Consider the following 24,179-nt stretch of genomic DNA (forward strand, 5'->3'; position numbering starts at 1 on the left):
CAGCATAGCCCGTCACCGGCACGGAGGCTATGAGATATGCATAATAGGAAGCGACAGTTTTTCAGAGTTTGCAGATGTTTTACAGGCGAAAACGCTGAAAAGCTGGCAATGGTTAACAAATTTATAATTTAGCGCGTAAATTAACCTAGGTATTCACGTAAATTTAACCTGATGAAACAGACCTTAACGTCTGCCAAATAGTACCGTAACGAAATGGTTTCACACGATAAAAAACGTATAATTAAAGCCCCTGAACTGACTGGCGCTGTGTCAGGGAAATATGCCATTATAGAGATGAATAAGCTTAACGTTATATATAAAGCTGGATTATATTAATCGAATCATTCTTCGTGCGTTCAACCGTGCTAACACTGTCCAGGAGAAGAAAAAGGAATGAGCGAAAGCCGCCTGATACCTGATGTGCGCAGTGAAAAAGCCTCCTTTGACTATATGGAATATCTGTCAGCATCGTGCAAAAAGCACTGGAGCTTTCTCGATGCGATTTATGGCGTGATGCCGTTCTTTGGCATGGTCCTCAAATCGCGCGCTTCGCAGGAAAAATCTAAGCAGGAAAGTTTACGGGCGCTGGCGCTTCAGGTGGTGTCAACTCAGGTCAGCGATGAAACCAATATCGTGCGCCTGATAGAATTGGCCGAGCAGCAGGGCTTCTATGCGATTGAAATACATTTGCCTTACGCACTGAATGAAGAACAACTGACAGCAATTAAAATCGAATGCAAGCATCTGGTGCAACTGACGCAAAATAATGAACTACTGACGGTACAAATCTTGCAGATGCCCCTGCAGCATTGAGCTTTTTATTATTTTATGTGCAGTACCCACTTGATGAATTTGAGACCAAAATGAGCAAAAAGGCAGCCACTTGGCTGCCTTTTGTTATTACGTCATAGCGGAGAACGAATTACTTGAACAGGTCAGCACTGACTGTCAGGTTACCACCGCTCTTGTTCTGCCATTGACGGGTCACGTGGTAGTACTTGGCCCCTTTCGCCGCAGCGCGGTTACCCACTTCCTGCGATACATCCGTCACACTGTTAAAGTGCCCGGTGAAGGTGATCGAGTCAAAAGGTTGCATCTGCGCGGCAGTGACGTTGTTCACTTCCTGAATTTTCGCACCATTGGTCGCCGTTACGGTATAGCGCTGTCCGGTGGAAGACTGCGTTTCGAAGAAGCGACCGACGTCACGGCTTGGGCTACCGGAAGAGGCCACGCCAGGAATTTGTACTTTCTTGGCTGCGGCACCACCGGCGGCAAGTGCTGCTTTACCGGCTTCAGAATCCGCAGGGATAGCATCCGGATCCTGAACGACGCGTTTTGCCGCATCTTTCTTGTAGATGAACGCGGTGATGTACTGATTGCCACCGCTGTTGGCATCAACCTGACGGACGATGAAGAAGGAGTCAGCCCCTTTTTCTTTCGCCGCTTTACTGATGGCATCCGTCACATCGGGCTGGCTGCGGAAGAAACCGCTGACAGTCACAGTGTCATAAGGCTCGATCAGATAAGCTTCATCTTTAGGTAACTCTTTAACGCCGTTCATTACACGGTAAGTGGTTTTCTTACTGACTTCCGCCGCATCTTTTTTATAGATGTCCGCGACGACGCGCCAGTTACCGCTGTTACCTGAGCTGTTAGTGTCCTGAATATAGAAATAATCTGCACCCAGCGTATCAGCACGACGGGATACAGCATCTGCCGCATCGCCGAGCGTATTAAAACGGCCGGAAACAATAATGCGATCAAAGGGTTTGATGGCGGCTGCTTTTTCTGGAGCGATTTCCTGGGCTGCCTGTGCTGCTGACAACGCGGAAATAGCCGTAAGAGATAAACACAGGGCCGATGCGATGATCGTTTTGGTCAGCTTCATAAAAAATCCTTTCACCTTGCGCAGTAATGTTGAAACGTGCTGAATTCTTGATGTGTAACAGGTTAGCGGCCGATTATTGCATGTAACAATACCGAGTGTCTCAGTAATTTATGTCATTCGCGATGTTGCTAACCGCTACCTGTATCACTTTTTTTTCAGTTCATAACTTATATAAGTTTGGTGAATAATCCAAGTGGTGAAATAAATGTTAATTATTCACTATTTAGTAACTTTTATGCTGAAGCTACGCGGGTTAACGTAAAAAAAGAGAAGTGATACCTGCGGGAATTTTCAGCTAAAAGAGATTTTTAAGTCGGTCTTTTACCTGCTTTACAGCAGCTTTATGACCTGCGGCGTTGAATTTTTAATTAATTCACAGACTATCACTGTGATGCGTAGATTATTGATTAGAAATTCAGTAGCTTATAAATAGCCTGCTAAAATAGTTTTACTACGGTAAGAATCCACAGGTTTAAAGAGCAATATTATGTCGATGACACTAATCATCAATGAAAAAGGGTGAAGGGAATACTATGCGTATTGGTGTACCAAGAGAACGGTTGACCAATGAAGCCCGGGTTGCAGCCACGCCGAAAACGGTGGAACAGCTGCTAAAACTCGGCTTCACGGTCGCTATCGAGCAAAACGCCGGGAAACTGGCCAGTTTTGACGATGCAGCCTATCAGGACGCGGGCGCGGTAATTGTCAGCGGGGACGAAGTCTGGCATTCCGATATCGTGCTGAAGGTCAATGCTCCTGAAGGCGATGAAATTCAAAAATTGCAGGCAGGCACCACGCTGGTGAGCTTTATCTGGCCTGCACAAAATCCTGAACTGATTGCCAAACTTGCTGAGCGCAATATCACCGCGATGGCGATGGATTCCGTTCCGCGTATCTCCCGCGCTCAATCACTGGATGCGCTGAGCTCCATGGCGAACATCGCCGGTTACCGTGCGATTGTCGAAGCGGCGCATGAATTTGGTCGTTTCTTTACCGGTCAAATTACCGCAGCCGGTAAGGTTCCACCGGCCAAGGTGATGATTATCGGCGCTGGTGTTGCCGGTCTGGCCGCTATCGGTGCGGCTGGCAGTCTTGGCGCTATCGTCCGAGCTTTTGATACTCGCCCTGAAGTAAAAGAACAGGTGCAGAGTATGGGCGCCGAGTTCCTTGAATTGGACTTCGAAGAAGAGGCAGGCAGTGGCGACGGTTATGCCAAAGTGATGTCCGATGCGTTCATTAAGGCCGAAATGGCGCTGTTTGCGGCTCAGGCTGAAGAAGTTGACATTATTGTCACTACGGCACTGATTCCTGGTCGTCCGGCACCGAAGCTCATCACCAAAGAGATGGTGGCTTCCATGAAACCGGGCAGCGTGATCGTGGATCTGGCGGCGCAAACCGGTGGTAACTGCGAACTGACCGTTGCCGACCAAATCACCGTGACGCCTAACGGCGTTAAAATTATCGGTTACACCGATTTGCCAAGCCGTTTGCCGACACAATCCTCGCAGCTCTATGGCACCAACTTAGTGAATCTGCTGAAACTGCTGTGCAAAGAGAAAGACGGCAATATCGTAATCGATTTCGAAGATACCGTTGTGCGTGGCGTTACCGTGGTGAAGGAGGGTGAAGTGACCTGGCCTGCACCACCGATTCAGGTTTCCGCGCAACCTCAGGCCAAAAAAGCTGAACCACTGCCGCAGGTTGAAGCCAAACCCTCTTCGCCGTACACCAAATACATCATTATGGCCGTGGCCATCATTCTGTTTGGCTGGCTGGCGAATGTGGCACCGAAAGAGTTCCTATCGCACTTTACGGTATTCGCGCTCTCTTGCGTGGTGGGTTACTACGTGGTGTGGAACGTCAGTCATGCGTTGCATACGCCACTGATGTCAGTGACCAATGCTATCTCAGGGATTATCGTCGTTGGCGCATTGTTGCAAATTGGTCATGGCGGCTGGGTCAGTGTCCTGTCATTTGTTGCAGTTCTGATTGCCAGTATCAATATTTTCGGCGGATTCACCGTCACTCAGCGCATGCTGAAGATGTTTCGTAAGAATTAAGGGGTAGCATATGTCTGGGGGATTAGTTACAGCAGCCTATATCGTTGCCGCTATTCTGTTCATATTCAGCCTGGCTGGATTGTCAAAACACGAAACATCAAAACAGGGCAATATCTTCGGTGTTACCGGGATGGCCATTGCACTGATTGCCACCATTCTCGGGCCTGATTCAGGCAACGTGGGCTGGATCATCATTGCGATGGTAATGGGTGGGGCGATTGGTATCTATCTGGCACGTAAAGTCGAAATGACTCAAATGCCAGAACTGGTCGCTATTCTGCATAGCTTCGTTGGTCTGGCTGCGGTTCTGGTAGGCTTTAACAGCTATCTGGATCACGGCGCAGTGCCGATGGATCGTGTAATGGAAAACATCCATCTGACCGAAGTGTTCCTCGGTATCTTCATTGGTGCAGTCACTTTCACCGGATCAATCGTTGCGTTTGGCAAGCTTCGCGGGACCTTCTCTTCGAAGCCGCTGGCTCTGCCACACCGTCATAAATTAAATCTGGTGGCGCTGGTCGCTTCTTTCCTGTTGATGGTGATCTTTGTTCGTACCGACAGCGTCGGCCTGCAAGTCTTCACTCTCTTGATCATGACGCTGATTGCGCTGGGCTTTGGCTGGCATCTGGTGTCTTCTATCGGCGGTGCAGACATGCCGGTAGTGGTTTCCATGTTGAACTCCTATTCCGGTTGGGCAGCGGCGGCAGCGGGCTTTATGCTCAGCAACGACCTGCTGATCGTGACAGGTGCTCTGGTGGGTTCTTCAGGTGCGATCCTCTCCTTCATCATGTGTAAAGCGATGAACCGTTCGTTTATCAGCGTGATTGCAGGCGGTTTCGGTACCGACGGTTCTTCAACCGGTGACGCAGATGAAATGGGCGAATATCGCGAAGCCAGCGCAGAAGAAGTGGCAGACATGCTGAAAAGCGCCAGCTCCGTGATCATCACTCCGGGCTACGGCATGGCGGTCGCACAGGCGCAGTATCCGGTGCAGGATATTACCGCCAAGCTGCGTGCGATGGGCATCAAGGTCCGTTTCGGCATTCATCCGGTGGCGGGGCGTTTGCCGGGCCATATGAACGTCTTACTGGCGGAAGCCCGTGTGCCGTATGATATCGTGCTGGAGATGGACGAAATCAATGACGACTTTGCCGACACCGATGTGGTGCTGGTCATTGGCGCGAACGATACCGTTAACCCGGCCGCTCAGGAAGATCCGCGCAGCCCAATCGCCGGTATGCCGGTGCTTGAAGTATGGAAAGCGCAAAACGTCATCGTCTTCAAACGCTCAATGAATACCGGTTATGCCGGCGTGCAGAACCCGCTGTTCTTTAAAGAGAATACGCAGATGCTGTTTGGTGATGCCAAAGAGAGCGTCGAGAATATTCTTCGCGCCCTGTAATACATCGCGCCAGTTCGCTGGGTTCGAATGGAAAAGGCCTGATGCATTGCATCAGGCCTTTTTATTACTAACAGATACTGCCGGGATAAATTCTGCCAGCTCGCGATGAATGGCGAAGCGTAAAGTCTCTTCGGTTATTCGTCGTCGTGCTCTTCGATGTCTTCGGCCGTGATAGGGCATTCGAAATCGTCGGGTTTGATTGCCAGCAGGTCACATTTCAGATGATCGATCACCTGTTCGGTGGTATTTCCGAGGAATGCGGCGGACAGTCCGGTACGACCAATAGTGCCGATAACCACCACACCAGCCTGCAGATGTTCGGCCAAATCCGGGATCACTTCCTCCGGCAGACCTTTTTCCACGTGAGTGAATTTTTCGTCCAGCTGGAATTTCTGCCGCAAGGCTTTCATGGCAATCAGATGCTGGCCGCGAATCGCGTCGTTGTAAACGCTCGGGTCAAAGTCAGGCAGTTCAATAGCTATATTGATTGGCGTGACGGGATAAGCCCCGACCAGATGCACTTCGGTCTGATTGACGTGATCGGCCAGTTCAATGGTTTCTTTGACTAACTTGATGTTCAGCGGGTCGTGATACGGTTCTTCGCTGGATAGATTGACTGCCACCAGTGCTTTACCACTTTCTGGCCAGGCCTGATCTTTGACCATCCACACCGGGCACGGACACTTGCGCAGCAGGTTCCAGTCGGTCGGGGTGAAAATAACGGACTCAAGTCGGTCATGCTGATGGGCCATTTTCAGTAACAGGTCATGCTCACAGGTGAGAACTTCCTGAATAATGGCTTCAAACGGCTTGTTATGCCATACCACTTTGATTTCAATCGGGATACCCGCTTCGACATAGTAGTGGCACTGATCGGCAATCCACGCAGCACGCTCGCTAATCACGCTTTGTCGCATGGCTAAACGTTCGTCAGGGGAGAGCATTGTGGTCATTTCATAGGAGAAGTCATAAATCGACAAGAAGGCTTTAATGCGCCCGCCATTTCTCTGGACCAGATAAACCGCACGACGTAACGCGGGTTGGTCATCCTGATTGGGGTCGATTGCGACCAAAAGATTCTGATACTTAGCCATCGGCACTCCTTAACACCTGTGATTGAACAGCGTTATAGCTCAGTGTATTAAGTACAGAGTAAACCAAGATTAAGCAATCGGACAGCGGAGAAATTGAGCCGGATCAACAAATTATTGTCTTTGGAAACCCGGCCAAATGAACTAGGCAGTGACGGCGACAGATTGGCCGGCTAACTGAGAAAGCATGGCGTGATTTTCGATGGTGATATATTTACCTTTCACACTCAGCATTTCTGATTTTTGGAAACGACCTAATAAACGGCTGATGGTTTCTACGGTCAGACCCAAATAATTACCAATATCGCCACGGGTCATCGTCAGGCGGAATTCACGCTGAGAAAAACCACGTTCTGCAAAACGGCGGGAGAGGTTGTAAATAAATGCAGCCAGTCTTTCTTCCGCATTTTTCTTGGACAACAGCAGGATCATATCCTGGTCGCCTTTAATTTCGCCACTCATCAGACGCATCATTTGCTGCCGCAAATTAGGCATTTTACCGGAGAGATCATCCAGTGTTTCAAAAGGTATTTCACAGACCATTGAGGTTTCCAGCGCCTGTGCAAAGCTTGGGTGCTGCAACCCGCCAATGGCGTCAAAGCCGACCAGATCGCCTGCCAGATGGAAACCCGTGATCTGCTCATCACCCTGTTCGGTGATGGTGTAGCTTTTGATGGTCCCGGAACGGATGGCATAAAGGGATTTTAACTCATCGCCTGCCTTGAACAGAGCCTGACCTTTCTGGATCGGTTTCTTCCTTTCGATAATGTTGTCGAGTTGGTCGAGCTCGTGTTCATTAAGGGTAAAAGGAATACACAGCTGGCTGATGCTGCAATCCTGGCAGTGGATGGCACAACCACCAGATTGGATACGACGAATAATACGTTTTTCCGGGATCATAAGATTCACTCTGGCAATATTGATATGGGTCAATTTTAACATCTTTTGCCGGAATTGATAAGTAGGACCATTGGGCGAAAAGGGCTAATTGGTTAAAAACCCCGATTTTTAACGAAATTTTTTTTCTTATTATTTGATCTCGACCGGCAAAAAAAAGGGAATCGAGAATCAATTAGGTTAGGAATAACTTTAATGTATTAAAAAAGTGAATTTTGTTGATTCGATAAATAACCTTCGTGAATCAATAACCATCTTTTTCTGTCCACGCCGCCCGCGTACCCCGTCAGAGTACCGTTGCTTCCAATCACCCGATGGCAGGGGACTACAACGCTGATCGGGTTCGAGCCATTAGCCAGTCCGACAGCGCGAGACGCGCCGGGATTCCCCAGTTGAGCCGCCATTTGCCCATAGGTCATGATTTGTCCGCACGGAATTGTGCGCAGCATTTGCCACACCTGACGCTGGAATTCAGTCCCGGCGGTAGCGACGGGCAGCGTGTCAATCGCGTGTAAGTCGCCGGCGAAATAATCCTCGATCCTCTGACGAATCGCGTGATCAACGCTATTCTGTTTAAGGCTAAAGCCGGTTTTGATATTCGACTTTGTTATCTGAGGGGCAACACTATTGTCTGATCGTTCAGCGCCATAGTGGCGGGCCAGCAGCTGCATCAGGCGATGATGAAAATCAGCCCACTCCAGCGCGCGCAATTGCCCCTGAAGATCAGTGATAATTTCCAGCTGACCAAGCGGGGTTTCAATGGTTTCACTCACTAATGTCAGCATCGGTTTGTCCCTTTAAGATAAGACCAGTCGCAAATTATCGCATGAGACACGCCGATTATCGACTTTCAATATCCAATACCCCGGCAACCGCTTACAATGTAAAGATTGTTGAGCTTTTGTTTACTTATCAGGACATGCAATGCCGTCAGAATCTTTGGGATTCCCACTGGAAACTACCGCTGTTTTTGTTGTTATCGCCGTTTGCGCGCTGTTGATAGACATCTTTGCGCACCGTAGTCACAAGCCCATCGGGCTGAAAAGTGCTTCGATCTGGACGCTTTTCTGGATCTCGGTCTCTCTGGCTTTTGCCGGTTTCCTCTATTTTCATCATGGCAAAGAGGTCGCCAGCCTGTTCCTTACGGGCTATGCGCTGGAGCAGGTCTTATCCATCGATAATCTGTTCGTGATTATGGCAATCTTCGCTTGGTTCAAAGTGCCTGACGGCTATCGCCACCGTATTTTGTACTGGGGCGTGATTGGCGCCATTGTTTTCCGTGGCATCTTCGTGGTGATCGGCACCAGCCTGCTGGCGCTTGGCCCGTGGGTAGAAATGGTGTTTGCGGTCGTGATTTTGTGGACGGCCATTTTGATGATGCGCGCCGGAGATGATGACGACGCCTCCGACGACTATTCCGATCACATCGCCAACCGCCTGGTGCGGCGTTTCTTCCCGGTCTATCCGAAACTCATCGGTCCCCATTTTCTGGTCAGCAGCCAGCAAGTTGAAGAAGATCTGGCTAAGCCAGAAAATAAAGACTTCAGTTTTCAGGTCAAGAAGGGCATCCGTTACGCAACGCCGCTACTGCTGTGCATTGCTGTGGTGGAAATTTCAGATGTTATGTTTGCATTCGACAGCGTACCGGCCGTGATCGCCGTCAGCCGAGAACCCCTGATCGTGTACTCCGCCATGATGTTTGCGGTACTGGGTTTGCGGACGATGTATTTTGTCCTTGAAGCACTGCGCAAATATCTGCGTCATCTTGAAAAGTCAGTGATTTTTTTGCTGTTCTTTGTCGCGGCCAAACTCGCATTGAACTCCAGCGACCATCTGTGGCATCACGGCTATAACATCAGCGCGATGACCAGCCTCTACGTCGTACTTGGTGTGCTGGCCCTTGGGATCATCGCCAGCCTGTTGTTTCCGGGTAAAAAGACGTCGTAAAAAGTAACATTCAGAAAATATCACCGCAAAAAAGACGGGACGCCAGAAGCGTCCCGTTTTCATTTCACCTTTAAGCTAACGGTCCGATAACTACACATCACCTTCGTTATCCAGTTCTACAGCCTCATGTAGGCGTTCCAGCATGTCAGGGAAAGCTGACTGCACGCGGCTCCAGCTCGGAATGAAAGGCTTCTCGCTCGGCGTATCCACAAAGGCCTGACCGGCCTCCATAATCGCACCCGAGAAAAGCTCCACGGCAGACTCCTCACTGTGCCGGTCAAACGACAGACCATTCATTTTGGCGTCATTCTCGAAGGCATCAATCATATCCAGCGCATTGCGGTAATAGGTAGCTTTGAGGATACGGAAAGATTCGCTGGTGATATTAACCCCGAGGATCGCCATCTTACGGTACAAGGCTTTGGTGATATCGATACTCATACGTTGCAGACCGTTACTCGCATCCTCTTCCGACATCGGCTGATGCTTGTGATCGTAATTATCGGCGATATCCACCTGACAAATACGTTTGGTGGCGGTATTGCGGTGCAACTCTGACAGCACGCCAATCTCCAGCCCCCAGTCACTTGGGATCCGCAAATCATTCAATACGTGGGTGCGCATCGCAAACTCGCCGGAAAGCGGATAGCGGAAAGAGCGCAGATATTCGAGGAAGTCGGAGTGACCGTAGACGATTTGCAGCGATTTCAGTAGCGGGAACACCAGCAGGCGGCCGACGCGGCCATTGAATTTACCGTCAGCCACTCGGGCGTAATAGCCCTTACAGAAATCGTAATGGAAATTAGGATTGGCAACCGGATACATCAGACGCGCCAGCATATCGCGGCTATACGTGACAATGTCACAATCATGCAGGCCAACCACCGAAGTGCGGCGCGATGCCAGCGTGTATCCTACGCAGAACCACACGTTGCGGCCTTTGCCCGGTTCCAGCGGCGATAAACCTTCTTTCTGTAACTCCTCATCCAGCGCCTTCAGGCGCGGGCCATCGTTCCATAAAATCCGGTGGCGCTGCGGCAGACGGGAGAAGAATTCTCGTGCAAACAGAAATTGGTCGCGGTCAGCGCGGTCCAGACCAATCACAATCTCTTCCAGATAGGGCACTTTCGTCAATTCATCAACAATTTTGGTCAGTGCCGGGCCTTCGAGTTCAGAAAACAGCGAAGGCAGAATCAACCCCATTGAGCGGCGGCCAGAAAACACCTGAAGGTCGTACTCTAATTCTTCCGTTTTACGGTTGGTCAGATTATGGAAATTAGTAATGACACCATCCTGATAAAAATCGCTCATGCGCTACGCTCCAATTTTAGTTTTGATAACAAAATGGTCCAGCCCTTGCTTCCAGCCTTGCGGCCCGTGCAGCGTGGTGCGAAAAACCTGCTTTTCATCTTTGTTCAGTGGCATGTCCTGATCGTGATGGCCTAAAATCACCACCGCAAAATCTACGGCTTCCAGCAGGGAAATATCATTCGGGCCGTCACCCAGCCCGAGTGTGATGCCCGCTTTACCGCGCCGTTGCTGATATTGTTCGGTCAGCCAGCGCACTGCCTGACCTTTACCAGCGTCCTGTCCCATCACGTGCCAGAACCTCCCGCCGCGGGTCAGCGCCAGGTCTTCTTCACTCAGCAGTTTCTCCATGCGGGAAAAATCCAGCGTATTTCCAAACCACATCAGCGGTTCAGAGGCGTCACGCTGCATAGCGAGTTTGGCATCCTCGGGGGGCAGGCCGGTCCAGTCAGCGACCTGTTGCGGGCTGACGTCACCAAAGCCACGAAATTCGAAATCGTACCTTTTACGCAGATCCACCAGCACTTCTCGGATGCGCTGATAGTCTGCGCCAATCAGGTGATGTGCGGCATTCTCCTCGTTGGGAAGATGGATCAGAGCACCGTTCTCCGCGATAAAAGGCAGATGACTCAGTGCCAGGGAGTGCTGCAACGCTGAGACTTCTGCCGACGTTTTACTGGTGGTAATGATCACCGGAATATTGTTTTCGGCCAGCCGGTCGAGCCAGTCTTGCGCAGGCGCCCAACTGTAATCATGGTGGTCAAGCAGTGAACCGTCGAGATCGGTAAAAATAATCAGGGGATCATCAAGGTACGGCATTATTTCTCCTCAATTCTATTAAGGAATCTTATATAACCACTGAGGATTATTTCCTGTCCCAATGAATCAGTATATACGGAAAAATCAGATTTACTGGTCGCGGTCAGGCTGTGCCGCTGCTAAGTCGAATGGTTTCAGCACCAGCCATTGTGGTCAGTCTCCCGTATTTACTGGGTTGCGGATGATTCTGCTGGCACGGTAATTTTCAGGTAAAATAGTGCGGTAAAAAGCGGGATATGGCGGTTCAAACCAAGCCGTTGTTCCCCGGTTTAAATGCATTCCATTACTGTTCAGACACTTTTTATCGCCTCCTTGCCAGGCGGTCGGTTTTATTAAGCGAGTTATTTATGCCCGATTTACAGCACCTTCATTTGCGGCAGGCAGGCTGTCTGGTCTGCCTTATTCTTGGTACCAGCCTGCTGGCGTCCTGTGACAACGTCACCGACAAACCGAAAAATACGCTGGTTATTGAAGGCAAAACCATGGGGACGTTTTACCGTGTCAGTCTGGCGGGTGTCGATAACAGCCGCGAGGCGGCACTGCGTCAGCAAATCGAGGCACAACTGGTGGAAGATGACCATCAGCTCTCGACGTATAAAGACGATTCGGTGTTGTCGCGCTTCAATCAATATCAGGGCAACGTGCCGCAGCCGATCAGTGCAGGCATGGCCGATGCGATCGTTACCTCGTTGCGTATCGGGCAGAAAACGTCCGGCGCGATGGATATCACCGTCGGCCCTCTGGTGAATCTTTGGGGTTTTGGCCCGCAGAAGCAGCCGGTGAAGACGCCGACTGATGCCCAGATTGACGCTGCGCGCCTGGAAATGGGTCTGCAACATCTCAAAGTGATTCAGCAGGAAGACGGGCAGTATCTGCAAAAAAATCTGCCTGATATGTATGTGGATCTCTCCACTGTCGGCGAAGGTTATGCGACAGATCATCTGGCGCGTTTGATTGAAGGTAATGGTATCAGCGACTATTTGGTGTCGGTGGGCGGTGCAGTGGTTTCGCGTGGCCACAACGCCAAAGGCAATCCGTGGCAGGTGGCGATTCAAAAACCGACCGACAAAGAGACGGCCGTACAGGCCATTGTTGATTTGCAGGGGATGGGCATCAGTACGTCGGGCAGTTACCGCAACTATTACGAACTCGATGGCAAACGTCTGTCGCACATCATCGACCCGGCCACCGGTCACCCGATCACCCATAAACTGGTTTCTGCCACCGTGATCGCCCCGACGGCGCTGGAAGCCGACGGCTGGGACACCGGCCTTATGGTGCTGGGGACTAAAAAGGCCCTGGCTCTGGCCGAAAAGGAGCATCTGGCAGTCTATCTGATCACCAAAAAAGGCGACACGTTCGAAACCCACATGACGCCGCAGTTCAAAGCCTATCTCAAAGATCCGGAGTAATGCCGGTTACAGGTCGTGATTGAGGTTTTCGCTGAGAAATTCCAGAAACACGCGCAACGCCGGAGATTGCCCTTTATGGCTGGCATATAACGCCGAAATGGACGATGGCGGTGTATGCCACTCAGGCAGCAGGCGTTGTAGTTTTCCTGCCGCAATGCCCGGTGCGCAGGCGATTTCCGGCAACAGTGCAACACCAAGCCCATCGGTTGCGGCCTGGCACAGCACCAGTAAATTGTTACTCACCATACGGGGTGTCAGCGATATCTTGCGGCTGCCTTCTTTCGGATGCATCAGCTCCCATAACTCACCTGCCCAGGGCGTTTTGCGCACCAGCGTGGGCAGGGCACTCAGATCTTCCACTGACGGCGGCACGGGCAGTGCGGCAATAAACGTCGGGCTGGCAACCAGCACGTAACGCAGAGTGCCGAGCGGTTTGCGGTGCAGCCCGGAATCTTCCAGCGGTTCGTTATGCGAACGGATCATCACGTCGAAATTTTCCTCCAACAAATCAACTGACCGGTTGATGGCCAGAAGTTCCAGCGTGACTTCTGGATAACGCGTCAGAAAAGTGGCCATCAGCGGGGCAATCACCGTTTCAGCCATCATGACCGGCACCGCTAAACGCAGCATCCCGCGCGGATACTGCCGCAAATCGTCAATCACCTGCTGTGCGGACTTCGCCTGCTCCAGTATTTTCTGACATTCAGCGGCGTAACGCTCGCCGACGCTGGTGACAGAAAAGTGCCGCGAGGTGCGCTGTAATAAACGCACGCCGAGGCGCGATTCCAGCGCCTCAACCCGGCGGCTCAGTACGGATTTCGATACGCCCAGTGCGCGCCCCGCGGCGGTAAACCCCTGATGCTGAACAACCGCGGCAAACAGCGCCATGTCATTGAGATTATCTTGCATATCAGATGTTCCGGATAGGTTCGTTGCAAATATGCAACGATGCGTTGTGATAGTAGGTATTTTAAAGAAATACAACAACGATTACCCTGCATTCATTCCGCATGAAGAAATGAACATAGGACTTATTATGAAAATTTTACACATTGATTCAAGCCCGTTTATTAACGGCTCCGTATCCCGCGAGCTTTCAGCAACGGTCGTTGCTGAGCTTTGCGACCGTCATCCCGATGCAGTGGTGACTTACCGCGACCTGGGAACCACACCGCCGCCGCACCTGTCTGCCGCCGCGATGAGCCTGCTGCACAATGCGCAGGAAGAAGTGATCACACCGGCGCTTAAGGCTGAACTGGACGGGATTTATCAGTCGATTGAAGAACTGACCGCCTGCGATGTTTTGGTCATTGGCGCGCCGATGTACAACCACTCCATCCCGAGCAACCTGAAAGCGTGGCTGGATCAGGTCTGTCAGAGGGGGCTCACTTTCCGTTACACGCCTCAGGGTGTTATCGGGCTGATCCCCGGAAAAACGGCTTACATTGCTTCAACGCGGGGTGGCGTTTACAGCTCCCCTGAAGGCAAATTGCATGATTTTCAGGAACCCTATCTGGCATCCATTCTGGAGCTGATGGGCGTGAAAGATTGCCATGTGATCCGCGCAGAAGGCGTCAGCCGCCAGGCGATTGGTCGTGAGAAAGGGCTGGCGGAAGGGCGTGAAACGCTGCTTCAGATCCTCAATGCCTGAAGCAGCGCAGCGGTTTAGTATTTTGCGCTGCTGATTAACTCGAACAACGCCACGGTGCGTGACGGGCAGATGTATTCACGGCCAAAATCGAAATTGTGCTCGTTAACGTCATCCGGCTGGAAGGTATCAAAGATATGCCGCCAGCTCTCGCCGTGGGCCACCGAGGGCAGGCTGAAAACCACCTCTTCGTGCGATGCGTTAAACAGCAGTAACACGGTGCTCAGTGAGCCATAACGCAACAGTCCGGTCGGTTGCGCGCGCCCATCCAGCAACATAGCGATGCTTTTAGCATGGGGGTCTGCCCAGGCGGCGTCGCTCATCTCTTCGCCCCGTGGCTGGAACCAGCTGACGTCTTTCACATTCAGTTTTTCATGTACTGCTCCGGTCAGAAAACGCCCCCGGTGCAGAATAGGAAAACGCTTTCTTAATGCAATCAGCCGGTAGGTAAACAGGATCATCGACTTGCCTTTCTCTTCGATATTCCAGTTTACCCACGCAATGTCCGTATCCTGACAGTAGGCATTATTATTACCATCTTGTGAGCGGGCGAACTCATCACCGGCCAGCAGCATGGGCGTGCCCTGCGAAAACAGCAGCGTCGCCAGCATGTTTCTCATCTGGCGCAGGCGCAGCTCGCTGATGGACGGGTCATCGGTCAGCCCCTCGGTCCCGTAGTTGGCCGAAATGTTGTTGTTGCTGCCATCTTTCCCATCTTCGCCGTTGGCTTCGTTATGCTTATTTTCATACGACACCAAATCGTTGAGGGTAAAGCCGTCGTGCGCGGTGATGAAATTGACCGAGGCGTAGGGCTTGCGGCCCCGATGGTTGAAGAGATCGGCTGAGCCGGAAAGACGGGTAGCAAACTGCGCCAGCTGGCCTTCGTCGCCGCGCCAAAATTTACGCACCGAATCGCGAAAGCGGTCGTTCCATTCGGTCCAGCCCGGCGGGAAACCGCCAACCTGATAGCCACCGGGACCGCAATCCCAAGGCTCGGCAATCAGTTTGCACTGGCTGAGCACCGGGTCCTGACGGCAGGTGTCGAGAAAACCGCAGCCTTCGTCAAAACCATAGCTTTCCCGTCCCAGAATCGTCGCCAAATCGAAGCGAAAGCCGTCCACCTGCATTTCCGTCGCCCAGTAACGCAGCGAGTCAGTGACCATTTGCAGTACGCGAGGATGGCTGAGATTGAGCGTATTGCCGGTGCCGGTATCATTGATGTAATAGCGTTTATTATCCGGCATGAGCCGGTAGTAACTGGCGTTGTCGATGCCTTTAAACGACAGCGTCGGGCCGAGTTCATTGCCTTCTGCCGTGTGGTTGTAAACCACGTCGAGGATCACTTCGATCTCCGCCGCATGAAGCGTGGCGATCATCTGTTTGAATTCATTGACTGTGTGCGTCGCCATATATTGCGGATGCGGGGCAAAAAAGCTCAGTGTGTTGTAACCCCAGAAATTGTGCAGGCCTTTCTCCTGCAGATGGCGGTCATCGGTAAACGCATGGATGGGCATCAGCTCAATGGACGTAATGCCCAGCGATTTAATGTAATCGACAATCTGCGGCGTGCTCAGCCCCGAAAATGTGCCGCGCATATGCTCTGGTACTGCGGGATGGCGCATGGTGTAGCCGCGAACGTGGGTTTCATAAATCAGCGTCTCTTCCCACGGAATATGATTCTTGCGCGAGCGTGCCCAGGAAAACGCGGGGTCAATCACCCGGCATTTGGGCAGGAATTCCGCGCTGTCGCGGTTATCAATATGCAGGTCTTTCTTGTCACTCTGCATATCGTAGGCAAACAGAGCATCATCCCATTTCAGTTCGCCGACGATCTGCTTGGCATAAGGGTCGAGCAACAGTTTCGCCGGGTTAAAACGGTGGCCATCGTGCGGGGCATAAGGGCCATGCACGCGGTAAGCGTAGAGCAGGCCGGGGCGGGCATCCGGCAAATAACCGTGCCACACCTCGTCGGTATATTCCGGCAGTTCAATCACGTCGAACTGTTCACCCTCATCATTGAACAGGCAGAGCTCGACTTTGGTGGCATTGGCGGAAAACAGCGCAAAATTGACCCCAAGGCCGTCCCAGGTGGCACCAAGCGGCACCGGCAATCCTTCTCGCACGCGGGTCTGGTGGCCGGAATCGAAGCCTTTAACGATTTCACCATCGCTGTAGGGATGAATGATCCTCACACCGGCGGCGTCCACGGCGATATCAACCTGAGAATGATTGAGAACGCGCTGAGGGGATTCGGGAAGAGCAGTGGTGGGTTTACTGACTTTTTTTGATGGGTTTTTTGCCATTCTTGTCATCACTCCTGAACCGGGAAAGCAGAATTACTGCTAAAGAATTATTGAGCGAAGGGCGTTCGTGGCCGAAATAGTGTGTGCACGAACTCATCATGGAGTGTAGCTGGGGAAGACGATTTTTGCCGCAGGGTCTCCTGATAACGGCTATTTGGTTACGTTTCTTTTCACCCAAAAACCGCCGCTTGCGTTATAAAAGCATTTTACCGTTCTGCCGTTTTGCTGTTTCTATATCAATAACTATCAAGAGCAATCAAAAGCCAGGAGCCGTAATGAGCATTGCGCTGTTATGCCACGTTGAACTCGATCCCGCTTATCCCGCCCGCTACGAAGAAGCCGGATTTACCCTGCATTACGCTACCACGGCGGCCCGTCGTGCCAGTATCGACCCGCAATTAGCCGGGCAGATCCGCGCCGTGCTGACCATCGGCAGCATCGGGCTGACTGGCGAAGAGATGGACAAACTGCCGAATCTGGAAATTATTTGTGCTCAGGGCGTCGGCTTTGAACAGATTGACACAGCGGCGGCGGCACAGCGCAGGATCACCGTCACCCACGGGCCGGGTACCAACAATTCAGCCGTAGCCGACCACGCGCTGGCGCTGATGCTTGCAGTTACGCGGCATCTTCCACAGATGGACGCCGCTGTACGCCGGGGCGAATGGACACGCTCCCGCTCGAACGTACCGGGCATGTCCGGAAAAAAAGTGGGCATTATTGGGCTTGGCAATATCGGCGAACAGATTGCGTTACGTTGCGAAGGTGGCTTTAACATGGCGGTGGGGTATCACAACCGCCATCCGCTGGCCGACAGTACATGGCGCTATTTCGACACAATTGTCGCGCTGGCGCAGTGGGCTGAGTATCTGGTCGTCGCGACGCCAGGAGGCAAGGGCACGGCAAAACTGGTCGACGCGGATGTCTTGGACGCGCTGGGCGAAAGCGGATTCCTTATCAATATTGCGCGGGGAAGCGTGGTAGACAGTGCCGCCCTGATCCACAGCCTGGAACATCAGCAGATCGCCGGTGCCGCGCTGGATGTGGTGGACGGTGAACCTCTGGTGCCTGCCGGGATGCTGCCGCTGACCAATCTGGTGCTTACCCCGCATATTGCCGGGCGCTCACCGGAAGCGGTAGATAATATGATGTCTCTCGTTATCCAAAATCTGACAGCCCATTTCGCCGGTCAGCCGGTTCTTACCCCCGTTCCCCACTGAGTTTTTTCCCTTATGCTTTTTCCTCTTTAGTCGGAAAAAGCATAAGTAACCGTTTTTTCGTATTTGTCCTGCGCCGCAACAGACCGTAACAATAGGGCTACGCATAACAGATTTACGCAGATTTACGCGCATAAACGAAAAAACGAGAGGCGGAACACGGTGAATTTCCAACAGCTAAAAATCATTCGCGAATCAGCGAGGTGCAACTACAACCTGACGGAAGTTTCCAACATGTTGTTCACCTCGCAATCAGGCGTCAGCCGGCATATCCGTGAACTGGAAGATGAGCTGGGCGTGGAGATTTTCATTCGTCGCGGTAAGCGTCTTTTGGGGTTAACGGAGCCGGGTAAAGAGCTGCTGGCCGTCGCCGAACGTATCCTTAACGAAGCCCAAAACATCCGCCGTCTGGCTGACATCTTCTCCAAAGAGGATGCCGGGGTGCTGACTATCGCCACCACCCATACGCAGGCGCGTTATAGCCTGCCGAAAGTGATCAAGGCGTTCCGCGCGCTCTATCCGGGTGTGCGTTTGGAACTCCAGCAGGGTTCACCGCAGGAAGTGCTGGCGATGTTACTGGGCGGGCAGGCGGATATTGGTATTGCCAGTGAAAAACTGATCAACGATCCGGCCGTCGCCTCCTTCCCTTATTACCGCTGGCACCATGCCATTGTGGTGCCTAATGAGCATCCGCTGGTGAATCAGCAGCCTGTCACCTTGCAACAACTCAGTGAGCAGTCACTGGTAACCTACCGTCAGGGGATCACCGGCCGTTCACGGATTGACGAAGCATTCAGCCGTGCGGCGCTCAACCCGGATATCGTACTCAGCGCTCAGGACTCTGACGTAATAAAAACCTATGTCGAACTGGGATTAGGCGTGGGTATCGTGGCGGATAAAGCCTATGAAGCAGAGCGCGACAGCGCACTGACACTGCTCAACGCTGAACACCTGTTCGAAGCCAACACTGTCTGGCTCGGGCTGAAAAGGGCGCAACTACAGCGTAACTACGTCTGGCGCTTTATCGAACTCTGTAACCCAAGATTGTCGGTTAGCGAAATTAAAGAGAAGGTCTTTGCCCAACCGCAGGAGAGCGAAGTGGTGATTGATTACCAGATTTGAGGATGATCGTTGAAGAGTAAAAACAAAGGCGCAGACATCTGCGCCTTTTGTACATCCGATAACGCCGATTAAAGCTTACTGCGCGGGAGCATCCTGGCTGGTGCCAGTTTTGGCACTGTCATCCACGCTGTCAGATGTTTTGGTATAAACGATTTTCTGGGTATCGTTCTGGCAATGACCGACAACCTGGCCGCCGGCCTTATCGGCTTCATCATTGGCGACGATATCCAGTTTGAAATTAGATTCCGGTAAGCCATTGGCAACGATTTTCTGGGTAATATCCGCTTTAACGGTTTCGCATGAAGCCTGAACCGTTAAAGGTGCAAGGGCCAGAATGGTCAGTCCTGCTAACAGTGTTTTTTTCATCATCCAATCCTTTTATGACTTTTACGTAATGAGAAAGAACGTATTAATCAGTTTAGCAGCTAAGAAGCGGCAGGGAACATTGATCGCTTTTTACGTTTGTGAACTCAGGTTTACGGTGCTAACAGCTGGCGGCCGGTACGGCGGTCAAGGCAGCGCTCGGTATTCGGTTCCCAGTACGCATTCAGATTCTGGCTAGCCTGGCACTTGTCGCGCAGATCAACGGCCTGATCGAATTTGTTGAAGCTCTTGGTGGCGCGCTGATTAATGGAGTGGCGCAGTTCCTGCGTATCATTCCACTGTTCTTTGCTCTGGCGCGCATCTTCATTACTGATCGCATCATTGCCTGAACCACTAAACACGCAGGTACCGCCTGCGCAATTGGTGGCAGCCTGTGCCGAAACCTGCCAACTTGCCGCCATGACCAGCAGGGCGACCGGTAACAACCGGCGAGTCATTCGGGTCATAAACATTGTATTCATTAGCTCTTCCTTATAGGTTTACACATCGCTCAGGCGAACACTTAAATTATACCATCGCCACCCTGTACGTCACCTTTTGACGTCCATCTGGTTACTTTCTGATTGAACTTTGGACTGTAAACATCGCTATGCTCAAAACGTCTTTACTTTTTTTCGCCACGGCGCTGGCAGAAATCATCGGCTGTTTCCTGCCTTATCTGTGGCTGCGAAAAGGGGGCAGCGCCTGGTTGCTGTTGCCTGCGGCGCTCAGTCTGACCCTATTTGTCTGGCTGCTAACGCTCCATCCGGCCGCCAGCGGGCGGGTCTATGCCGCCTACGGCGGGGTGTACGTGATGACCGCGATGCTGTGGCTGCACTTTATTGATGGCGTCAAACTCAACCACACCGACTGGTTGGGTGCCTGTGTGGCGCTGGCGGGAATGCTGATCATTATTTCCGGCTGGAAGGCGGGCTAAATCCACCTATCCGAATAATATCTGTAGAAAACAAAAAAGCGCCACAGGGCGCTTTTTTACTACTTGTCACAACAGCATCACGCGTCCCGATGCACCTGCAAACCAGCGAGTGACTGACTGACCGGCATCATTTCAATGCTGTTAATATTGACGTGAGCAGGCAGGGTGGAAACCCAGAACACAGATTCAGCCACGTCAGCCGCCGTCAGCGGGTTGGTATTGTCGTAGGTCTTGCTGGCTTTCTCGTCGTCACCTTTAAAGCGCACGTTAGAAAACTCCGTCCCGCCGCACAGGCCCGGTTCGATATTGGTCACGCGAACGTGGGTGCCATGCAAATCTGAACGCAGGTTGTAGCTGAACTGACGCACAAAGGCTTTGGTGGCGCCATACACGTTGCCGCCCGCATACGGCCAGTTACCGGCAGTGGAACCGATATTGATGATATGTCCGACGTTGCGTTCAACCATACCCGGCAGCACCGCACGGGTCATGTACACCAGACCTTTGGCGTTGGTGTCGATCATGTTTTCCCAGTCATCCAGATCGGCTTTATCCGCCTTTTCCAGACCCAGCGCCAGACCTGCGTTGTTAACCAGTACGTCAATATTGCGCCATTCAGCAGGCAGCGCGACGATGGCTTCTTCAATCGAAGCGCGGTTAGTGACATCAAGCTGCACGACATACAGCGCATCGCCCAACTCGTGTTTTAAGTCATCAAGACGTTCTTTACGGCGGCCGGAGGCGATCACTTTATGGCCAGATTTTACAAACTTACGCGCGATTTCAGCACCAAAGCCAGCGGTTGCGCCGGTTACAAAAATAATCATCCCAATGTTCCTCAATAGTTTTCGCTTTAAAGTGTGAAGCTGCACTCAGTATTAACACAAAAGAGAGAAAACCGGCAGGGGTTCGCCGGTTTTCAGGGTCTACATTTCAGGTTTTTATTTTTTTAGGTAGGGCGCAATCAGTGAGAGATCGGCCTCTGAGAGGCGGTCCGAAGCCGTCCATGCCTGATGCCAGTAAGGATAAATCAGCGGCAACTGGCTGACAGTATCCAGACGCTGGATCTCCTGCGGAGTCAGAACCAGCTCGGCGGCTTTCAGATTATCTTTAAGCTGTTCCTCGCTACGCGCACCGACGATAACCGAACTGACTACCGGCCGGGAAATCAGCCATGCCAGCGCAATTTGTGCCGCAGAAACACCGCGGGCATCGGCGATGTCAACCAGCACATCGACAATGTCATACAACGCATCTTCGTCACGCACCGGCGGTTCGCCCCAGTCGGCCAGATGGCGGGTGCCTTCCGGTTTGGCCTGGTCACGGCGATATTTCCCTGACAATAAACCACCGGCCAGCGGGCTCCAGACCAGCACGCCAAGCCCCTGGTCGTGGCTGACCGGTAGCAATTCGTACTCGGCTTCACGGGCCTGCAAGGTGTAGTGGATCTGCTGGCTGATCGGGCGGATGTAGTGATTTGCCTCTGCCACACCGAGCGTTTTCATGATGTGCCAGGCGGAAAAGTTCGACACACCGATATAGCGGACTTTACCGCTGCTGACCAAATCGTCCAGGGCGCGCAGCGTTTCATCCAGCGGCGTCTGACCATCCCACTGATGCAGTTGATAAAGATCGAGATAATCAGTTCCGAGGCGCTTCAAGCTGGCTTCACAGGCGCGAATAATATGGTGGCGCGATGAACCGCGGTCGTTCGGACCGTCGCCCATCGGGAAGCGGGCTTTACTCGCAACCAGCACCTCATGGCGTTTTTCGCCTAGTGCTTTGCCAAGGATCTCCTCCGATAAACCGCCCGAGTAAACATCGGCGGTATCGAACAGGTTAATCCCAGCATCGAGGCACAGACCAATCTGGCGTTTGGCCGTTTCGGTGTCCGTCTGGCCGGTTTTGGCAAACTTCCCCTGACCACCAAAGGTCATCGTGCCCAGACTGAGAACGGACACTTTCAGGCCAGAACGGCCCAGTTGACGGTATTCCATTGCTTGTCTCCTTCACGAATGTTGATATTTCCATAAAAAATGCACCGGCGACCCGGTGCTGTTCATTACAAATGGGCCATGGGACACAATGGGTTCGTTGATTTTATCACCGCGACCAAACAGGAAAACGGCATTAGGTTTTGTGTTGGTGGCTGATTTTACGGGGCATCGGGAAGCTCCGAAAAGAGGTCTGTAAGTTCTAAATATAGTGATCAGACTACCTTTTCGCGACAAGTGTGTCACAGCGGAATGTTATCGAAGTGTAATAAAATTCAGAATAATCAAGGGGCGCAGGAGGCTGCGCCCGCATAAAAAATTAAATGACTTTCGAGGAGAAATCTTTCTTCACTTCGCTTTCAATATAGGTATTCAGACCCCAGCCCGCACGGGCCAGTTCTTTCATTTTTTCCAAATGTTCAGGGCCGGGGTGGCGGATATCATAAAGGTAGACGTGATGGTCTTTGAAGCGAACTTTCATCGAATTACTTTCAATCTGGAAACCCGTCACCGCAGAGTCACCACTTTTGTTGGCGTAATTTTCCATGCTCAATCCTTTTTGATGAATAGACACTCTCTCTATTAACCATTTTCGACAGCAGAATTTATGGCGAAAGCTCACAGAATCAGGGATTAAGTGAAAAATGCGGGCAGGGCAACACGAGGAAGATCGGTAGGATTAGCAGGGATCGTCACCGATCCCTGGCTTTCGTTTGCTTTCACTTCACCGCGTGCAGTGCGGCCTGTTCAATGAGAGCAGCGACTTCTACAGGGTGCGATTCATAAACAGAATGGCTGGCTCCGAGGATTTCAACCGTGTGACTGTGTGCGCGTTTGGCGTAGAAACGTTCGAGGTCCGGGCTGATGATTTTGTCGGACTTCGCTACCATGTACCAGCTCGGTTTTGTTTTCCATGCTGGATGAGGAATGTTGGCAGTAAAGACGCTTGCAGACGTTAACATCTGGGCCTGCGCTTCAAACTGCGCCTGTTTCAGCGGTAAATCGGCAGCAAAATCAGCAGGGAAATTCTCTGGTTTGATATACAGAAAACCATCAGCCGTTTTGGCGAACGGATGCGCTGTGTTCGGCATTTTTTTGCCGTTGCTGACTTCAGTTTCACCGTTGTCCAGAGCATGGGCGGCAATGTAAACCAAACCTGCCACGTGGGGATCATTGCCAGCTTCAGTGATGATCGCGCCACCGTAACTGTGGCCAACTAAAATGGCCGGGCCGTTTTGCATATCAAGAATGCGTTTAGTTGCGGCAACGTCATCCGGGAAAGAGGTCAGCGGTTCCTGTACCAACGTGACGTGATAACCATCTTTGATCAGAATGTCATATACCGGTTTCCAGCCCGAACCACCGACAAAAGCACCGTGCACCAGAACAATGTTTTTTACCGGCGCCGAACTTGCAGGTACGGCCAGCGCAGTGAAGGAAACCGTCGAACTTAACGCCACACCCAATAATGTCAGTTTAGTCAGTAAACGCATGATAAATCCTCAAAGTAATCAGTGAGTTGAAAAGAACCATTTGGCCTGATATAGACAGTGTAGACCCTGGTCACTGACAGATGAGTGGCGTACGGATGACAAAAATGACATTAAACGCTGAATTTTGTAGCACCAAATAGGCGTCATTTGAGCAATTCTGGCGGGTAATGACACTGCCAGAATTGCAGATTTCACGTAGCGACGTCACCTGAGATGCGTCTTTTGAAGAGATAACAATAATCCTGGTCCGGGATGGCAATAGAGGCATTGAGCTGCAA

23 protein-coding genes are annotated in these 24,179 nt (G+C 51.7%); 9 read left to right on the forward strand and 14 right to left on the reverse strand.

Annotated elements, in window-relative coordinates:
* Window positions 1-393 precede the first annotated feature (393 nt).
* Window positions 394-813 (forward strand): hypothetical protein, encoded by a 420-nt coding sequence (locus ACZRKO_RS06290; RefSeq protein WP_463736362.1) that lies wholly within the window; start codon window positions 394-396, stop codon window positions 811-813.
* 109 nt (window positions 814-922) lie between these two features.
* On the opposite strand, the gene ydgH is transcribed toward ACZRKO_RS06290, so the two are convergent.
* The gene (gene ydgH, locus ACZRKO_RS06295) at window positions 923-1,888 is read right to left on the reverse strand and encodes a DUF1471 family protein YdgH (RefSeq protein WP_463736363.1); all 966 of its coding nucleotides are present in this window, start codon (window positions 1,886-1,888) and stop codon (window positions 923-925) included.
* A gap of 533 nt (window positions 1,889-2,421) precedes the next feature.
* Between ydgH and pntA the strand changes: the two genes are divergently transcribed.
* Both pntA and pntB read left to right on the forward strand, forming a co-directional pair.
* Window positions 2,422-3,948, forward strand: a complete 1,527-nt coding sequence (gene pntA, locus ACZRKO_RS06300) for a Re/Si-specific NAD(P)(+) transhydrogenase subunit alpha (RefSeq protein WP_463736364.1) — start codon at window positions 2,422-2,424, stop codon at window positions 3,946-3,948.
* A 10-nt stretch (window positions 3,949-3,958) separates the two neighbouring features.
* On the forward strand, window positions 3,959-5,350 hold the full coding sequence (gene pntB / locus ACZRKO_RS06305; protein ID WP_463736365.1) for a Re/Si-specific NAD(P)(+) transhydrogenase subunit beta: 1,392 nt from the start codon (window positions 3,959-3,961) through the stop codon (window positions 5,348-5,350).
* Window positions 5,351-5,484: 134 nt separating this feature from the next.
* Here the strand turns inward: pntB and uspE are convergent, their stop codons facing one another.
* The 3 genes from uspE to ogt form a co-directional block, all read right to left on the reverse strand.
* Entirely contained in the window at window positions 5,485-6,444 is a 960-nt protein-coding gene (gene uspE, locus ACZRKO_RS06310; RefSeq protein ID WP_463736366.1) for a universal stress protein UspE, read from the reverse strand.
* 141 nt (window positions 6,445-6,585) lie between these two features.
* A complete protein-coding gene (fnr, locus tag ACZRKO_RS06315) occupies window positions 6,586-7,341 on the reverse strand; it encodes a fumarate/nitrate reduction transcriptional regulator Fnr (protein WP_463737490.1) in 756 nt (251 codons plus the stop codon).
* A 197-nt stretch (window positions 7,342-7,538) separates the two neighbouring features.
* Window positions 7,539-8,123 carry a methylated-DNA--[protein]-cysteine S-methyltransferase gene (ogt, locus tag ACZRKO_RS06320; RefSeq protein ID WP_463736367.1) on the reverse strand — a complete coding sequence of 195 codons (585 nt, stop codon included), beginning with the start codon at window positions 8,121-8,123 and terminating at the stop codon, window positions 7,539-7,541.
* Window positions 8,124-8,262: 139 nt separating this feature from the next.
* On the opposite strand from ogt, the gene ACZRKO_RS06325 reads away from it, so the two are divergent.
* On the forward strand, window positions 8,263-9,285 hold the full coding sequence (locus ACZRKO_RS06325; RefSeq protein WP_463736368.1) for a TerC/Alx family metal homeostasis membrane protein: 1,023 nt from the start codon (window positions 8,263-8,265) through the stop codon (window positions 9,283-9,285).
* Between the two features lie 90 nt (window positions 9,286-9,375).
* On the opposite strand, the gene ACZRKO_RS06330 is transcribed toward ACZRKO_RS06325, so the two are convergent.
* Window positions 9,376-10,596, reverse strand: a complete 1,221-nt coding sequence (locus ACZRKO_RS06330; RefSeq protein WP_463736369.1) for a glycosyltransferase family protein — start codon at window positions 10,594-10,596, stop codon at window positions 9,376-9,378.
* A 3-nt stretch (window positions 10,597-10,599) separates the two neighbouring features.
* On the reverse strand, window positions 10,600-11,412 hold the full coding sequence (locus ACZRKO_RS06335; protein WP_463736370.1) for a mannosyl-3-phosphoglycerate phosphatase-related protein: 813 nt from the start codon (window positions 11,410-11,412) through the stop codon (window positions 10,600-10,602).
* A gap of 347 nt (window positions 11,413-11,759) precedes the next feature.
* Here ACZRKO_RS06335 and apbE point away from each other — a divergent pair, with 347 nt between their 5' ends.
* Window positions 11,760-12,824, forward strand: a complete 1,065-nt coding sequence (gene apbE / locus ACZRKO_RS06340) for an FAD:protein FMN transferase ApbE (protein WP_463736371.1) — start codon at window positions 11,760-11,762, stop codon at window positions 12,822-12,824.
* Window positions 12,825-12,830: 6 nt separating this feature from the next.
* Here apbE and ACZRKO_RS06345 read toward each other — a convergent pair whose 3' ends face one another.
* Entirely contained in the window at window positions 12,831-13,733 is a 903-nt protein-coding gene (locus tag ACZRKO_RS06345; RefSeq protein WP_463736372.1) for a LysR substrate-binding domain-containing protein, read from the reverse strand.
* A 127-nt stretch (window positions 13,734-13,860) separates the two neighbouring features.
* On the opposite strand from ACZRKO_RS06345, the gene ACZRKO_RS06350 reads away from it, so the two are divergent.
* Window positions 13,861-14,475 (forward strand): FMN-dependent NADH-azoreductase, encoded by a 615-nt coding sequence (locus tag ACZRKO_RS06350; RefSeq protein WP_463736373.1) that lies wholly within the window; start codon window positions 13,861-13,863, stop codon window positions 14,473-14,475.
* A 14-nt stretch (window positions 14,476-14,489) separates the two neighbouring features.
* Here ACZRKO_RS06350 and glgX read toward each other — a convergent pair whose 3' ends face one another.
* Window positions 14,490-16,775 (reverse strand): glycogen debranching protein GlgX, encoded by a 2,286-nt coding sequence (glgX, locus tag ACZRKO_RS06355; RefSeq protein ID WP_463736374.1) that lies wholly within the window; start codon window positions 16,773-16,775, stop codon window positions 14,490-14,492.
* A gap of 275 nt (window positions 16,776-17,050) precedes the next feature.
* Here glgX and ACZRKO_RS06360 point away from each other — a divergent pair, with 275 nt between their 5' ends.
* Together ACZRKO_RS06360 and cbl are read left to right on the forward strand one after the other, a co-directional pair.
* Window positions 17,051-17,995, forward strand: coding sequence for a 2-hydroxyacid dehydrogenase (locus tag ACZRKO_RS06360; protein WP_463736375.1), 945 nt, complete (start codon window positions 17,051-17,053; stop codon window positions 17,993-17,995).
* 159 nt (window positions 17,996-18,154) lie between these two features.
* The gene (gene cbl, locus ACZRKO_RS06365; protein WP_463736376.1) at window positions 18,155-19,114 is read left to right on the forward strand and encodes an HTH-type transcriptional regulator Cbl; all 960 of its coding nucleotides are present in this window, start codon (window positions 18,155-18,157) and stop codon (window positions 19,112-19,114) included.
* A gap of 75 nt (window positions 19,115-19,189) precedes the next feature.
* Here the strand turns inward: cbl and ACZRKO_RS06370 are convergent, their stop codons facing one another.
* Complete coding sequence (locus ACZRKO_RS06370) at window positions 19,190-19,480, reverse strand: DUF1161 domain-containing protein (protein WP_463737491.1); 291 nt, start codon at window positions 19,478-19,480, stop codon at window positions 19,190-19,192.
* Between the two features lie 110 nt (window positions 19,481-19,590).
* Complete coding sequence (locus ACZRKO_RS06375) at window positions 19,591-19,959, reverse strand: DUF1283 family protein (RefSeq protein WP_463736377.1); 369 nt, start codon at window positions 19,957-19,959, stop codon at window positions 19,591-19,593.
* A gap of 128 nt (window positions 19,960-20,087) precedes the next feature.
* Here ACZRKO_RS06375 and ACZRKO_RS06380 point away from each other — a divergent pair, with 128 nt between their 5' ends.
* Entirely contained in the window at window positions 20,088-20,414 is a 327-nt protein-coding gene (locus tag ACZRKO_RS06380; RefSeq protein WP_463736378.1) for a YnfA family protein, read from the forward strand.
* A gap of 77 nt (window positions 20,415-20,491) precedes the next feature.
* Here ACZRKO_RS06380 and ydfG read toward each other — a convergent pair whose 3' ends face one another.
* From ydfG to ACZRKO_RS06400, 4 genes are all read right to left on the reverse strand, one after another.
* Window positions 20,492-21,241: a bifunctional NADP-dependent 3-hydroxy acid dehydrogenase/3-hydroxypropionate dehydrogenase YdfG gene (gene ydfG / locus ACZRKO_RS06385; RefSeq protein WP_463736379.1), complete on the reverse strand. Its 750-nt coding sequence runs from the start codon at window positions 21,239-21,241 to the stop codon at window positions 20,492-20,494.
* 114 nt (window positions 21,242-21,355) lie between these two features.
* A complete protein-coding gene (locus tag ACZRKO_RS06390; RefSeq protein ID WP_463736380.1) occupies window positions 21,356-22,411 on the reverse strand; it encodes an aldo/keto reductase in 1,056 nt (351 codons plus the stop codon).
* A 316-nt stretch (window positions 22,412-22,727) separates the two neighbouring features.
* Entirely contained in the window at window positions 22,728-22,955 is a 228-nt protein-coding gene (locus ACZRKO_RS06395; RefSeq protein WP_463736381.1) for a hypothetical protein, read from the reverse strand.
* Between the two features lie 172 nt (window positions 22,956-23,127).
* Window positions 23,128-23,901, reverse strand: coding sequence for an alpha/beta hydrolase (locus tag ACZRKO_RS06400; protein WP_463736382.1), 774 nt, complete (start codon window positions 23,899-23,901; stop codon window positions 23,128-23,130).
* Window positions 23,902-24,179 lie beyond the last annotated feature (278 nt).

It is taken from the genome of Ewingella sp. C233 (assembly GCF_055407225.1).